The organism is Acidovorax sp. KPB24-03 (genome assembly GCF_057546605.1).
Map to the genome: position 1 here is coordinate 1 of NZ_BAAJYR010000078.1, position 14,789 is coordinate 14,789.

General features: G+C 67.0%; 13 protein-coding genes and 2 pseudogenes. 9 read left to right on the forward strand and 6 right to left on the reverse strand.

Annotated features, from left to right (window positions below):
• From AC27KI_RS11195 to nikR, 6 genes and pseudogenes are all read right to left on the reverse strand, one after another.
• Positions 1-283: pseudogene (locus AC27KI_RS11195) on the reverse strand (ABC transporter permease); the annotation flags it as partial.
• Complete coding sequence (locus tag AC27KI_RS11200; RefSeq protein WP_487113837.1) at positions 280-1,257, reverse strand: ABC transporter permease; 978 nt, start codon at positions 1,255-1,257, stop codon at positions 280-282. The pseudogene AC27KI_RS11195 and the gene AC27KI_RS11200, both read right to left, overlap by 4 nt.
• Positions 1,254-2,822 (reverse strand): ABC transporter substrate-binding protein, encoded by a 1,569-nt coding sequence (locus tag AC27KI_RS11205; RefSeq protein WP_487089539.1) that lies wholly within the window; start codon positions 2,820-2,822, stop codon positions 1,254-1,256. Before AC27KI_RS11205 ends, AC27KI_RS11200 begins: the two co-directional genes overlap by 4 nt.
• A 2-nt stretch (positions 2,823-2,824) precedes the next feature.
• Positions 2,825-4,996 (reverse strand): TonB-dependent siderophore receptor, encoded by a 2,172-nt coding sequence (locus AC27KI_RS11210; protein WP_487113839.1) that lies wholly within the window; start codon positions 4,994-4,996, stop codon positions 2,825-2,827.
• Positions 4,997-5,134: 138 nt separating this feature from the next.
• Positions 5,135-5,494 carry a DUF2946 family protein gene (locus tag AC27KI_RS11215; protein WP_487089541.1) on the reverse strand — a complete coding sequence of 120 codons (360 nt, stop codon included), beginning with the start codon at positions 5,492-5,494 and terminating at the stop codon, positions 5,135-5,137.
• A gap of 264 nt (positions 5,495-5,758) precedes the next feature.
• Positions 5,759-6,154 (reverse strand): nickel-responsive transcriptional regulator NikR, encoded by a 396-nt coding sequence (gene nikR / locus AC27KI_RS11220; RefSeq protein ID WP_487089542.1) that lies wholly within the window; start codon positions 6,152-6,154, stop codon positions 5,759-5,761.
• 710 nt (positions 6,155-6,864) lie between these two features.
• Between nikR and AC27KI_RS11225 the strand changes: the two genes are divergently transcribed.
• The 9 genes and pseudogenes from AC27KI_RS11225 to AC27KI_RS11265 form a co-directional block, all read left to right on the forward strand.
• Positions 6,865-7,419, forward strand: a complete 555-nt coding sequence (locus AC27KI_RS11225) for an STY4534 family ICE replication protein (protein ID WP_487089543.1) — start codon at positions 6,865-6,867, stop codon at positions 7,417-7,419.
• 111 nt (positions 7,420-7,530) lie between these two features.
• A complete protein-coding gene (locus tag AC27KI_RS11230) occupies positions 7,531-8,160 on the forward strand; it encodes a DUF3275 family protein (protein WP_487089544.1) in 630 nt (209 codons plus the stop codon).
• Between the two features lie 101 nt (positions 8,161-8,261).
• A complete protein-coding gene (locus tag AC27KI_RS11235) occupies positions 8,262-8,654 on the forward strand; it encodes a hypothetical protein (RefSeq protein ID WP_487089545.1) in 393 nt (130 codons plus the stop codon).
• A 7-nt stretch (positions 8,655-8,661) separates the two neighbouring features.
• Complete coding sequence (locus AC27KI_RS11240) at positions 8,662-8,931, forward strand: hypothetical protein (RefSeq protein WP_013721980.1); 270 nt, start codon at positions 8,662-8,664, stop codon at positions 8,929-8,931.
• Positions 8,932-9,068: 137 nt separating this feature from the next.
• On the forward strand, positions 9,069-9,896 hold the full coding sequence (locus AC27KI_RS11245) for a DUF932 domain-containing protein (RefSeq protein ID WP_487089546.1): 828 nt from the start codon (positions 9,069-9,071) through the stop codon (positions 9,894-9,896).
• Between the two features lie 500 nt (positions 9,897-10,396).
• The gene (locus tag AC27KI_RS11250; RefSeq protein ID WP_004265557.1) at positions 10,397-11,053 is read left to right on the forward strand and encodes a hypothetical protein; all 657 of its coding nucleotides are present in this window, start codon (positions 10,397-10,399) and stop codon (positions 11,051-11,053) included.
• 67 nt (positions 11,054-11,120) lie between these two features.
• Entirely contained in the window at positions 11,121-12,236 is a 1,116-nt protein-coding gene (locus AC27KI_RS11255; RefSeq protein WP_487089547.1) for a DUF6094 domain-containing protein, read from the forward strand.
• A gap of 111 nt (positions 12,237-12,347) precedes the next feature.
• Positions 12,348-12,653: a hypothetical protein gene (locus AC27KI_RS11260; protein ID WP_013721982.1), complete on the forward strand. Its 306-nt coding sequence runs from the start codon at positions 12,348-12,350 to the stop codon at positions 12,651-12,653.
• A gap of 102 nt (positions 12,654-12,755) precedes the next feature.
• Positions 12,756-14,789: pseudogene (locus AC27KI_RS11265) on the forward strand (DEAD/DEAH box helicase); the annotation flags it as partial.

Genomic DNA, 14,789 nt, shown 5'->3' on the forward strand with positions numbered 1-14,789 from the left:
TGATGGCCAGCAGCGCCAGCCCGAGCGAGAGCTGCGCCGCATGCGCGAGGCGCGCCAGCACGCTGCGGCCCAGCACGTCGGTGCCCAGCCAGTGCGTGGCACCGGGTGGCTGCAGGCTGTCGGCCAGCACCTGGCGGGCAGGGTCGATACCGATCAGCACCGGCCCCAGCAGCGCGAAAAGCGCGACCAGCGCCAGGATGATGATGCCTGCGCGTTGGCGCCATGCCGCACGCCGGGTCTGGCGTGCGGCGAGCGCCGGGATCCCGAGGGTTGCCGCGCTCATGTGGTGGCTCCCATGCGCCGACGCGGGTCAAGCGCAAGGCAGGCGGCGTCCACCAGCAGGTTGAACACCACGAACAGGAAGCCCATGCACAGGGCCGTGCCCTGGATCATTGGCACGTCGCGCCCGAACACCGCGTGCACCAGCGCATGGCCGATGCCGGGCCAGGCGAACAGCGTCTCGACCACCACCGCGCCCTCGACCAGGAACACGGCATGCACGCCCAGGTAGGCCACCACCGGCACCGCCGCCTGGCGCAGGCCGTGGCGCACCAGGGCCTGCCGGTCCGACAGGCCCTTGGTGCGCGCGAACTCGTAGGACGGCGAAGCCGCGGCCTCCTGCATCGCGCTGCGCGATACCCGCGCCAGGCCTGCCGCGAGGCCCAGGCCGAGCGTCAGCGCGGGCAGCAGCAGGCTGCTGGCATGTTCGTCGCCCGCCACCGGCAGCACGCCCATCCGCACGGCCACGACCAGCATGAGCAGCACCGCCAGCAGGAAGGCCGGCGTGGCGCGCAGCACCACGGCCATGGCCAGCGTGAACCGGTCGACCCAGCCGCCAGCGTGCAGGCCGGACCAGATGCCCAGCGGCAGGCCGAGGGCGGCCGCGATCAGAACGGCGGTAACGGCCAGGTCGATGGTGGCGCCCAACTGGTGCGCGACCTCGTGCCACACGGGGTTGCCGGTGACCAGCGAGATGCCCAAGTCCAACCGCGCGATCTCGCCCCACCATTGCAGCAGCGCCAGCCAGGCGGGCCGGTCCAGGCCCAGCTCGATGCGCACGGCATCGGCGGCAGCGTTGTTGACCAGGTCGTAGCCGTAGCGGCCCGCCGCAATGCGCGTGGCCATGTCGCCCGGCAGCAGGCGCGCCATGAAGAAGCACACGGTGCCGACCAGCAGCGCCAGCGCGACGACCTGGATGGCGCGGCGCAGCAGGACGCCGGTCCAAGGCGAGAGGCCTTTGTTGGTGTTCGTCGTCATGGGCGCCACCCCATCCGTGTCAGCCGATAGGACCGCTCCAGTGGGTCGAGGTTCACGCCGGTGATGCGCTGGCTGGCCGCCACCTGCTGGCGGTACCAGGTGATGGGGATGATGGGCAGCTCGGCCTGCAGCACCCGCGTGACCTCGGCGCGCAAAGCGGCCGCGCGCTTGGGCAGCGGCGTGCCGCGCGAGAGTTCGGCCAGCGCTTTCACGAGCGTTTCATTCGTCCAGCCCATAGCGCCCCAGTCGCCGCCGGCCGCACCGAAGTCCTGGATCAGCGTGCCGGTGGGGTCGGGCACGGTGGCGTAGTTGCGCGCGGCCAGGCCCAGTTGCAGGCTGCCGTCGCGGTGGCCCAGGGGGATGTCCCCCGAATTGCCGACGCTCACCTGCACCGCGATGCCGGCCTGTCGCCACTGTTCCTGCAGCGCCGAGGCGATGATGGGCAACTCGGGCCGGTCGGGGAAGGTGCGCAGCGCCAGACGCAGCGGCTGGCCCTGGGCATCGCGCAACCCATCGGCCGTGCGTTGCCAGCCGGCCTGGGCCAGCAGCTTCTCGGCAGCGGCCAGGTCGTGGGTCAAGGGCGACAGCGCCGGGTCATGCCAGCCCTGGAGTGTCGGCGGGAACAGTTGCGTCGCTGCCAGCTCCGGATCGCGCAGCAGAGCCTTGGCGATGCCCGCGCGGTCGATGGCCAGGCTCAGCGCCTGCCTCACGCGCAGGTCTTTCAGAGCCGGCAGGCCGGCATTGACCTTGAGGATCACGGTGCGCGGCAGCGTCACCCTCTCGATGCGCACCTGGCGCCGGGTGCGCAGGCGCGCGAGGCTGGCTGGATCGAGTCCGTAGGCCAGGTCTGCCTGGCCTCCCTCGGCCATCAGCGCGCGCGTCTCGGCCCGGCCGGCCGCGAGGTAGCGCACGCGCTCGATGGCGGGTTTGGGGCCGTCGTAGCCGTCGAACACCGCCGCCTCCAGTTGCTGGGGCGGTGTCAGCGACACCACGCGGTAGGGTCCGCTGCCGACGATGGCGCGCACGCCGCCATCCGGGCCATAGCTGGCCGGCGCAAGGATCAACGTGCTGCTGTGGGCCAGCAGCGCGGGCAGGCCGCCGTAGGGCGCGGACAGGCGGATGCGCACGGTGGTCGCCCCCTCGGCCTCGATGGCCTGGATCGGCGCCACGCTCAGCAGCGCGGGCGCGACGCGCGTAGCCTGCAGGCAGCGCACGGCCGCTGCGGCCGTGACCGCGCTGCCGTCGTGGAAGCGCGCCGTCGGCCGCAGAATGAAACGCCAGGTCAGGCCGTCGCCGGACACGTTCCAGCGCTCGGCCAATGCCGGCAATGGCGTGCCGTCGTCGCGCGCGTCCATCAGCGTCTCGGCGATCTGCATGCGGGTGAACACGTAGCCGCTGTTGGCAGGGGCGAGTCCGCCAATCTCCCAGGGGCCGACGATCTGCAGCGGTGTACGCGGCGGCGAAGGTGCCGGCTGGGCCAGCAAGCCCGGCGATGCGGCCACGGTCGCGCCAGCAGCGCAGAGATGAAGCGCTTGCCGGCGGGTGAATCGGGAAGGCAATGTCATCTTCAGAACTTGGCCTGCAGGCCGACAGTGACGGTGCGCGCCGTGCCTGGGGTGACCCAGACTCGGCTGTAGGAGCTGGTGTAGTAGGTGCGGTCGAACAGGTTGTCGACGTCCAGGGTCAGGCGCAGCGTGGGGTTCAGGCGCCAGTAGGCCACCAGCTTGGCCGTGGTGTAGCTCGGCAGCTCGAAGGCGGGCGTGCCCGCGTTGGCCTCGGCCTGGGTGCGCGCCTGGCCCAGGCGCTTGCCCACGTGCGTGACACCGCCGCCGACGCCGTAGCGCTGGCCGTTGGCAAACGCGTCTTCGTAGACCGCCAGCACGCTGCCGTTGACCTTGGGCACGTTGAGCAGTCGGCCGCCGACTTCGAGGGTGTTGTCCTTGGTGATTTCCACGTCGTTGAGCACCAGGCTGGCGTTGATCCGCCAGTTCCTCGTGAGCTGGCCCGCGAAGTCGAACTCCAGGCCACGGCTACGGATCTCGCCGGCGGCGACCGAATAGCCGGTGTTCACTGGGTCCGAGGTCAGCACGTTGCGCTTGCGGATGTCGAACAAGGCGGCGGTTGCGCCCATGCGCTTGTCCGCGCTCTCCCACTTGGTACCGAGTTCGAGCGCTCGGCCGGTCTCTGGCTCGAAGCCAGTGGATGTGACGTCAGTGCCGACGTTCGGTCGGAAGGAGCGGCCGACGCTCGCGTAGACGGTCCACTGCGACGTGGGTAGCCAGCTCAGCCCGATGCGTGGCGAGGTGGAGGACGGGTCCTGCCGGTCCGTGACGCCGGTCCGGCGGTTCAGCAACGACTGGCGGTAGTTGTCCACGCGCAGGCCGGCGACCAGGCGCCATTCGGGCGCGAGCTTGATCGCGTCCTGGACATAGAAGGCGGTGTTGCGCTGGTGCTCCAGTGTGTCGGTGTTGGCCACCGGCGTGGGCTGGGGTTGGCCGTAGACCGGGTTGTAGATGTTGATCGCGTAGGGGTTGGCTGTGGTGGGATTGACCCGCAGCATCAGCGAATCCATCTCGAAGCGGAAGCTCTCCACGCCGAACAGCAGTTCGTGCTCGATGGCGCCGGTCTTGACGTTGCCCTGCAGTTCGGCCTGCAGCGCGACGTCGTCGGAGTCGTAGTCCCGCAAGCGCCTCTGGCGGGTGAGATTCCCGTTGGCCTGGAGCGCCGTGGGCTCGGTGGAGAAACCGTTGACCGAGGTTTCGCGGTAGGACAGCCCGATCCGGCTGCGCCAAGCGGGATTCCACTCGTGCGACAGGATGAACTGGTGGGTCTGGTTCTCGACGGTCACGTCACCGTCGGCCGGCTCACCGAGGAAGCGGCTGCGCGGGATGGCGCCCAGCTGGTTGTTGACGGCCACCACGCCGCGGTCCAGTGGAGTCCTTTGGCGAAGGTATTCGCCCGCGTACTCCAGCAACGTGTCGCGACCCAGTTTCCAGGTGAAGGCCGGCGCGAGCTCCCGGCGGCTGGCACCTACATGGTCGCGGAAGCTGTCGCGGTCCTCCACCGCGACGTTCAGACGGTAGGCGAAGTTCTCGCCGATCGGGCCCGTGCTGTCGAAGGCGCCGCGCTTGAGGCCGTAGCTGCCGACATAGCCCTCTACCGAATGTGCGGCTCTCCACAGCGGCCGCTTGGACACGATGTTGAGCGTGCCGCCCGGCTCGCTGCTGCCGTACAGCGCCGCGGCCGTGCCCTTGAGAAACTCGATGCGCTCGACGCCTGCGAGGTCGCGCGGCGCGTTGAAGCCGCGGTTGGACGAGAAGCCGTTGAGCAGCGTGGCCATGCCGGTGTTCTCGTTGCCGGGCAGGCCGCGGATGGCGATGTTGTCCCAGAGGCCGCCGAAGTTGTTCTGCCGCGAGACGCCGCCGACGTAGTCGAGCACGTCGTCCAGCTTGGTGGCGCCCAGGTCGTCGATGGCCTGGCGCGTGACGATGCGCACCGACTGCGGCAGCTCGCGCAGCGGCAAGTCGGTCTTGGCGCCTGCGGCTTCGTCAGCGTGATAGGCGCCGGATTCCGTGCGGCCCACCACCTCGACAGTGGGCAGGTGGGCCTCAGCGGGAGCCGGTGTTTGGGCGAAGGCGGGTCCGGTGAACAGTGCCGCGGCGGCAAGGGCAGCCGGGAGAGGATGGAGTTCGGGAACGCGGTTCCCTGCGAAGAAGGTGCGGAGCGGGATGGCGACCATGGATGGCACTCGACGAGACGGTCCTGCCGCGCAAGCATCGGCGCAGCAGGACACGGAAGCTGATACGCCGCCGGCGCCTGGGGCGCATCGGGCGGCAGGAAGAAGGAGAGGAAAGCAACCCTGCCTGGGCGGCGGGTGTCAGGTCAGCTTGCGGGGAGGATCGCGCGAGGCGAAGGGCCAGCGGCCCGGGCTGGGAGCGAACGCGACAGCCAACCCGGGCCCCGGGAGCGTTGCCGGTTCGACCACGGTCGCGTGGAGGGCCGACGGGCTTGCCAGTGCGGTGGCTTGCTGCGCATGGGCCAGGCACCAGGCACAGAGCCCATGGACTTCCTCGCCATGCTCGGAGGAGGTCGTGTCCCCGTCTGCCTCCAGCAAGCCCCACCCCTGTGAGATTGCTGGCGCGGCCTGTCGCAAGTGTTCCGCTTCGTGCAGCGGCACGCCGATGGCCGTGTTGAAGAACACGGCCAGCAGCAGGAGTCGGAGCAGGATGCGGCGCATACGGACGGTGAGGAACAGAAATCATACTGTTGAGAAGGCGGTCTCAAGTTTCGGGTCAGGCAGCCAAGGAGCCCGACTTTGGCGAAGTATGACGAATATTAAAAACTTCATACATACGCCACTTGACGTATCTGCTCGCTGAGCGAGAACGCAGCTTTGCGCGTCTCGCGATCGCGAGTCGTCATCGAAGTTGGATGGCCCGCTGTGCCGGGGGCCATGTATGTAATGGCAACTGGCGAAGGTGTCAGTCGCGTGCGCAGGCCCTCAGGCCATCAGGTGCAGCTGCCCGTCCTTTACGCCCTTCTCGGCGAGGATGGCATGGGCTAGGTCGCTCACCGCATCGGCGGGCCCTCGCAGGATGAGGGTCTCCAGGCACAGGTCGTGTTCCAGGTGCACGTGTGTGGAGGCCAGGGTCAGCACATGGTGGTTGTGCTGCAGGTCGAGCAGGCGCAGCGTGGTCGTGCGGTCGTGGTGGTCGTAGAGATAGCTCAGCGAGGCGACGCAAGGGGTACCGGGCCGCAGGGCCACGCGCTCCTGGCGCAGTTCGCGGCGCACCAGGTCCCGGATGGCCTCGGAGCGGTTGCCGTAGCGGCGCGAGGCGATCAGCGCCTCGAAGTCGGCGGCCAGATCGTCATCGATGGAAATGGTCAAGCGCTGCATGAAGGTTTCCCCGGATTTTTGATAAGCGTAACCGGGCCACTTTTCCTGATGGCCTGATGGTGGGCTCGGCATTCGCACTGGGCGGCGGTGTCAACAGCAGTGCGTCGATGTCGGCCAGCCGGTCACGGGGGGTGCCCTCGGAGAGGGAATAGGCGCCGGCGGTGCTGAGCTGGACACGGCCCCGTCCTCTATGGACGGGGCCTGCAGCTGGGCTATACGCGCCTCATCACTTACACGCTGCCGGCCGAGGGCGGCGCCAGCCTGCGGGCGGCCGGCTGACGTTTGCTCGGACAGCGCGGCGGTGGAAACTGGAACCGTGCGCGCCGTCCTCGGCAGGACACACCCGAGGCGCTGCGTGCGCCCAAGTTGCTGTGGGAGGCGCCATAGCGGGCAAACCTGGCGCTGGCCGCCAATGCGGACAAGTGCCAGTGCCGATTGCCGCTCGCGCAGGCACGCACTTGGCGCCACTCTGCCGCCATGTTCCGCTGACACCCGTCAGCAGCATGCCCAGGCAGTCTCGATCTTCAAGACTGCGACGCGGTTCCGACTGCGTTGATCAACCAGTTCGCTCCGGCATCCCAGCGCGAACGGCCATCGGTTCTCCCGATGGTGATGCCACCCAAGCTGTTCCTCAACCCACGCGGGGGTTCCACACCTTCCCCGCCTTGGGTCGGGTGTGTCTCCGCTTCTTTGTTCTCAGGAGATTCACCATGACCACTCCCACCGAAAAGTCCTTCTTCGACCTGCACATCACCGGCCTCGGGTATCTCAATCGCATCCGCGAAGTGAAGCCCAAGAAAGGCGATGCGTTCCTGGCCTGCGACATCGCGGCGCTCAACGGCCCCAGCGATGACGTTGCCTACGTGCGTTTCGACACGCGCGTCTCGGGCTCCGAAGCGCAGCACCTGGTGCGCCGCTGCATCCAAGCGGTCGATGCCGAGAAGAAGGTGATGATCGGCTTCCGCCTGGGCGACCTGTGGACCGACACCTTTACCTACTCCAAGGGCAAGCGTGCCGGCGAGCAGGGGGTGAGCCTCAAGGCCCGCCTGCTGTTCGTCAGTTGGATCAAGGTCGACGGCAAGCTCGTCTACAAGGCCGAGCCCAGGCCGACCGACGCCGACGACCGCGACGAACGCGACGTGCGCGCCACGGATGTCCCCGCGACGTCCGCCGAGCCGCAAGCCGCTGCGTCCGAGCCCGCCGCCGAAGCTGTCGATGAAGCCACTGCCGATGCGCCCGCATTGGAAGTTGCCGAGTCGTTCTGATCCGCAAGGCCCCGTCCTCCGGGGCCTTGTCTTCTTCCCACCCGCGTGCGCATGCGACCGTCGCCATGACGGCCGTGTGCGTGATCGCAGCTTTGTCCGCAGGAGTTCTTCATGATCACCATTCCCGGCCAATTGGCCATCAAGACCATCCACGGCCGCAACGGCGACTTCAACGTCGGGCGCCTTGCGACCTCCATCGGCGAGTTCGTCGTGAAGAACGCCGAACTCGACCAGTACGCCGAAGGCAAGTACGAGGGCGATTTCGCCATCGCGGAGATTCGCCCGTCCACGTACACCGCCAACGGCCGCATGGTCATCGAGATCCGCGCCCTCCTGGGCGGGATGACCTTGTCCAACATCGACGCCCTGAGCCGTGACGACGCCCGCCGGCTGAGTCCGCAGGAAGTCGATCCGATCGACGAGGAAGCGCAGGCCGCCACGCCGACGCCGACGACCGCCCCCAAGGCGGCCGGCCGGAAGAAGGCGCGCAGTTCGCGCGACCCGCTGGTCGATACCACGCCGTTCGGCAGCGAACCGGCTGCTGCGTCTGCCGAGGCTTCGGCCAATGCGGACGACGACGGCGACGCGACCCTGTTCGGCGCGATCTGGCCGCTGGGCGATGTCGTCAAGCTCGATGCCACCGTGGATCGGCGCGTGCTGCGTCAGCAGCGTGACCGTCTCGGCGACTTGGGCTACGAGTTCGCTCCGCTGTCCCAGGACTGGCACCTCGCCAGGGTCTGATCCCATCGCTACTTCACGCCGCATGCCTGCGGCTTTCCACCACCCGCCGGGGTTCCTTCCCCGACGGGAGGACTCCGGCCCTTTCTCACAGGAGTCATTCCATGGGCTGGACATTCGTTCGATTGACGCGCGATCAGTTGATCCGCGAGCTGACCGCAACCGAGGAAACCGAGCGGTCGCGCAATGAGGTCATCGATCACACGCTGGTCGGAAACGTGCTGTGGACGGTGGTGCGTGTCACCGCCAAGCAGGCCGGTGTCCTGGGTCTCGCACCCGGAGAGTCGGCCACCTTGATCGGCTGCCATCTGCTGGAAAGCGAGGGCCGCGAATGGGGCTACAAGTTCCTGGTCGAGGCCGAGCACCCGTACTACTACTCGTGCCCGCTGCGCTATCTCGACATGGCGCCGCAGCGCTGCGCCACCTGGCGCGCAAGGGTGCATGCCTTCCACCAGCAGCCGACGCGCAAAGCGGCCGGCGATGCAGCCACCGAGTGAGGCGCACATGGATACCCTCCTGTCGTCCTTGCCGCCCAAGCTGCTTCGCTTCGTCGAAGACCAGTTGGCCAACAACGAGGTTTCCGACGACGACGAACTGCGCGAGCACTTCATCGCCAACGGCCTGAGCGAAGAACAGGCGTGGCAGGCACTGACCTACCGCGCGCTGTACCTGCGACACGTCTTCCTCGACGGCTTCACGCCGATCCTCAAAGGCCAGGAAGCGCTTTGCTTCAACCCGCACAGCCGCGGCTGGGAGCCGGTTCCGAACCCATAGGCGGGCCTTCACGCGGCGCACTTCTTCATCCCTTTCATCAGGCCCTGTTCAGCAGGGCTTTTCTTCGTCCTACGCAATCGCGCGCATCCGGCCTCGGCCGCTGGATGCCGATTGCTCCATTCCGCAAGGAGATCATCATGCAACTTGCATCTCGCTTCGCCCCTCGTTCCCCGGTGCTGCGCGCCGACCATCCGTTGTCGGACGATCAGATTCGCACCGTGGCCCCATCCATCTTCGCGGACACTCCGCACGAAAGCCGCTCCGAACGGTACAGTTACATCCCCACGGCGGCTGTGCTGACCGAACTGCGCAGAGAAGGTTTCCAGCCGTTCATGGTGTGCCAGACCCGCGTGCGACACGAGGATCGCCGCGACTACACCAAGCACATGCTGCGCCTTCGCCACGCCAGCCAGATCGACGGCGCCGAGGCGAACGAGATCATCCTGCTCAACTCGCACGACGGCACCAGCAGCTACCAGATGCTCGCGGGCATGTTCAGATTCGTCTGCCACAACGGCCTGGTGTGCGGCGACACCTTCGCCGACGTGCGCGTGCCCCACAAGGGCAACGTCACCGATCACGTGATCGAAGGCGCCTACGAGGTGCTGCACGGCTTCGAGCGCGTGCAGGACTCGCGCGACGCCATGCGCGTCATCACCCTCGACGACGGCGAGGCCGAAGTCTTCGCCAGGTCGGCGCTGACCTTGAACTACGACGAGTCGGGCAAGGCCTTGCCCATCACGGAGACGCAGATCCTGCGGCCTCGTCGTTTCGACGACAACCGTGCCGATCTGTGGTCGGTCTTCAACCGGGTTCAGGAGAACCTGGTCAAGGGCGGCCTGACTGGCCGTGCCACCAACGGGTGCCAGCAGCGCACGCGACCCGTTCAGGGCATCGACCAGAACGTCCGGCTCAACCGGGCGCTTTGGCTGCTCGCGGATGGCCTGCGTCAGCTCAAAGCCTGACCCACAAGCGGATCGTGCCTCGCGGCATGGTCCGCTTTCTCTTTGGCGGCGCTGTGCTGCCAGCGCACCACGTTCAGTTTGGTTCGGTGTAACCCTAATGCGGCAATTCGCTGCCGCCGCGAAAATTGCGGTCCGACTGCATACCTCCCTGGCTTTTCCTCCCTGAGCCAAGCAGTCATCTTTGCCGCCTCGGTGTTCCCGGGGCGGTTTTCTTTTGTGGCCGTCCTTCCAGGCCGCGGGCGATGCGCCAGCGCAAACAGGGTTGGACGCTGGATCGGTTTTCCGCTCCCGCTGTAGGCGCACCTTGGCGCAGGCTATGTCCCATGTCCGTCGGCGTTGCCGACAACATGCCCAGGTAGTCCAGACCTTCAAGGCTACGGTGCGTTGCGACGCACGGTCTGATTCTTCACCACGACGCTCACCGCGTCTTCTTCCATCCCCCTGGGGCAGTGACTGCCCTCGCGGGTGGTGCTGTCTCCGCTCACTTCGAGGACATCACCATGCCTGCACCTTCTTCCCCCAAGACGCTCTATCGCATCGACGAATGCCCCGACCTGATGGCCGATGGCGTCGTCGGTGACGAGAACGGCAACCTGGTCTTCATCTCCCTCTGGGCGCGCGACACCGCCGTCCAGGAGTTCCTGGCCCGCCTCACCCTGGGCCGGGACGAACAGGGACTGGATCAGTTCCACGTCATCACCGAGCAGGGCGCCAGCATCCCGGTCTTCGTCGGCAACGTCGAGAACCTGGAGAAACGCAGCGCACGCGCCTACCGGCGCACGCTGTTCGGCTCGCTGACCAACATCTGGCTGTTCGATCGGCGCTGCGTCAAACCCGACAAGGCCAACGCCAGCGCACTGGCGCTCCTGCCTCGCGATTCCACGCACCGGCTCGACCGGCTATGGACGCTGGTGCGGGACACGTGCCCGCTGCCGCTTCTCGATCCCTGGCGCGACAGCGTGCTGGAACTGCTGCAGGCGAAGTCGATGCTGACGCGCCTGCCGTTCGCCCTCGGGCCTCTGGAAGGCCATCGGCTCGCCATCGACGTGCCGACGCTGACCGAGGTGCTGGGCGGCCTGATCCGCAGCGGCGCGCTCGTCGGCGGCGCACCCGCCAGCCGCACCCCCTCGGCGCAACCGCTCGAAGCGGTGGCTTGAGGTTCCTTCACCGGACATGCAGGCGCGCATGTCCGCATCCCTTCATCTTCAATGCCAGGAGATTCCCATGGCCCTCATGTTCCCGCGGCTCGCCCGCAACTTCGTCAAGAACGGGTACTTCCCCACGGATGAACCCACGCTCGAAAGAGCACTCACCGCACTGGCGCCCGCCGAGGCCTCGGCCGGGCCGCTGTGCATCCTCGATCCCTGCGCCGGCGAAGGCGTGGCGATCGCTGAAGCCGCGCACGCCCTCGGGCGCGAGCAGGTCCAGGCCTTCGCCGTCGAGTACGAGGCCGAGCGCGCACGCCATGCCCGGCAACTGGTCGATCGCTGCATCCACGGCGACCTGATGGACACACTGATCAGCCGGCAGAGCTTCGGCCTGCTGTGGCTCAACCCGCCGTATGGCGACCTGTCCAAGGACACCAACGGCAACGTCGGCTACCAGGGCCAGGGCCGCGCTCGGCTGGAAAAGCTGTTCTATCAGAAGGCGCTGCCGCTGTTGCAGTACGGCGGCGTGCTGATCTACATCGTCCCGCACTACGTGCTCGACGCCGAGCTGGTCGGATGGCTGACCCGGCACTTCGCCGAGTTGCGCATCTACCGCGCGGTGGACACGCAGTTCAAGCAGGTCGTGATCTTCGGTCGCAAGGTTCGCCAGCGCGACCAGGCATCGGACTCTGTCAAGGCCACGCGCGCGCTGCTGCTGCAGATAGGTCTTGGCGACGCCGAAGCGGAAGAGCTGCCAGTCGAATGGCCGTTCCTGCCCTACACGGTGCCTGCCACGGCCGAGCCGGAGCACTTCTACCGCGTGACGATGGAGCCCGAGCAGTTCGCCGAGGAAGTCGGCCGACTGCAAGGGCTCTGGCCGACGCTAGACACGCACCTGGGCGCCGCGCAGCAGTCGCTGCGGTCCCCGGCGCGAGGTTTATCGCATTGGCATCTTGCCTTGGCACTCGCCGCAGGTGCGATCTCCGGCGTGGTGAAGTCCAAGACGGGCCGCGTGCTCGTCGTCAAAGGCGACACCCACAAGGAGAAGACCTTGCACACGGAGTACACCGAGCGCGACGACGGTTCCGTGGCCGAGACGCGCATCCTGACCGACAAGTTCGTGCCGGTCATCCGCGCTTGGGACATGACACCGGGCTCGCCGACCTGCGGTGAGGTGCTGACCATCCGCTGATCGCTGTTCCCTGACGGTTCGCCGTCGTTTCATCCACCACTCATCCACCCAACGGGGCCATCTCGCCCCGCCGGGTGTCGTGGCCCCTCTTTCATCCGAAGGAGAAACACCATGGCACTCGCAGTTCTCAACGTGGCGTCGCAAGCACGCTTTGCTCCCGGGCACTTGGTCATGACCTGCGGCATCGACGCGCTGGTCCGGCAGGGCCGGCTCAACCCGACCCCGTACCTCTGCCGCCATCTCAATGGCGATTGGGGCGATCTCGACGACAGCGACCGGCGGCAGAACGATGCCGCGTTGCGCTCCGGCGAGGATCGGCTGTTCTCGTCCTACCAGGTCGCGCCTGACCTGAAGCTCTGGATCATCACCGAATGGGATCGCAGCGTGACCACGCTGCTGCTGCCCAGCGAATACTGATCTTCATCCACCGCGGCCACGCGCCGTTCTTCTCTTCCCACCACGGGGCATGCCATCGCCCCGCAGGGGAGGTGCATGCCCCATTTCATTTGGAGCATCACCATGTCCCTCGATACCGAAGTCGTTCCCGCCGCCGATGGCACGCCCGTCCAGGGCGACCTGCTCGAAGCGGCTGCTTCTCCCCTGGCGATGAGCCTTCAGGATTTCGTTGCCGAATTCGGCGACGAACTGCTGGACTCGCTCAACCGCGCCAACCCTCCCGTCTACACTGGCCAGGCCCGGCCGCATCGCCAGCTCGTGCTGGCCAGTCTCAAGCGCAAGCTGTTCGGCGCGCAAGCCGAGGTGGTGCATGCCGTCACCGAGTTGCTGGCCGACCGCGGCGAACGCGCCGCGATCGTCAATGGCGAGATGGGCTGCGGCAAGACCACCGTTGGCATTGCCACGGCGGCCGTGCTGCACACCGAAGGCTACCGTCGCACGCTCGTCTTGAGTCCCCCGCACCTGGTCTACAAGTGGCGCCGGGAAATCCAGGAGACGGTGGCCGGCGCCAAGGTCTGGGTACTCAATGGCCCAGACACGCTGGTCAAGCTCATCAAGCTGCGCGAGCAGTTGGGCGTGCCGGTGCGCGGCCAGGAGTTCTACGTGCTCGGGCGCGTGCGCATGCGCATGGGTTTCCACTGGAAGCCCGTCTTCAACGTGCGGCACACGAAGCACGGCGAAGTCGGCGCATGCCCGGATTGCGGCCAGGTCATCACCAACCTCGACGGCGAGCCGATCAACCCGGTCGAACTCGAAGCTGAGGACTACCGCCGACGGTGCAGCCATTGCGCCGCACCGCTGTGGACGCTGATGCGACCGCGCAGCCTGTCCGCCAGCGACCAGTCCACGGCCGTCTTCAAAGCCTTGCAGCGCATCCCGACCATCGGGGAAGTCACCGCGCAGAAGCTGATGAAGAAGTTCGGCGACGGCTTCCTGGCCTCGATGCTGGGCGACAACATCCACGAGTTCATCAACCTCATGGATGCCAAGGGCGAGCTGGTCTTCTCGGATCGTCAGGCGCACCGCATGGAGCGGGCGATGGCGAACATGGAGTTCGGCTTCGGCGAGGGCGGCTACCAGCCGTCCGAATTCGTCAAACGCTATCTGCCGCAAGGCACGTTCGATTTACTCATCGCCGACGAGGCGCACGAGTACAAGAACGGCGGCTCTGCACAGGGCCAAGCGATGGGGGTTTTGGCAGCCAAGGCACGCAAGACGCTGCTGCTCACCGGCACGCTGATGGGCGGCTACGGCGACGACCTGTTCCACCTGCTGTTCCGAGCCCTGCCGGGGCGAATGATCGAAGACGGCTACCGCCCGACCAAGAGCGGCAGCATGACCTCGGCCGCGATGGCGTTCATGCGCGATCACGGGGTTCTCAAGGACATCTATTCCGAGAGCACGGGCACGGCGCACAAGACGGCCAAGGGCACCAAGGTATCGGTGCGCACGGTCAAGGCGCCGGGCTTCGGCCCGAAGGGCGTGCTACGTTGCGTCCTGCCGTTCACGGTATTTCTCAAGCTCAAGGACATCGGCGGCAATGTGCTGCGTCCTACGACGAGGAGTTCCGCGAGGTGGCGATGGACACGGCGCAAGCCGCGGCCTATCGCGATCTATCGTTTCGTCTGACCTCGGCGCTGAAACAGGCGCTGGCCAAGCGCGACACGACGCTGCTCGGCGTGGTCCTCAACGTGCTGCTGGCCTGGCCGGATTGCTGCTTCCGGTCGGAGACGGTGGTGCACCCACGCACACGCCAGACCTTGGCCTTCGTTCCGGCCCAGTTCAATGAGCTGGAGGTGATGCCCAAGGAACGTGAGCTGATCGAGATCTGCAAGCAGGAGAAGGCTGCGGGTCGTAAGACGCTGGTCTATTCGGTCTACACCGGCACGCGCGACACCACGTCGCGCCTGAAGGTGCTGCTGGAGCAGGAAGGCTTCAAGGTGGCGGTGCTGCGCGCAAGCGTGGATGCCTCCCGCCGCGAGGACTGGATCGCCGAGCAGTTGGACCGCGGCCTCGACGCGCTCATCACGAACCCGGAGTTGGTCAAGACGGGTCTCGACCTGTTGGAGTTTCCGACGATCGTGTTCATGCAGTCGG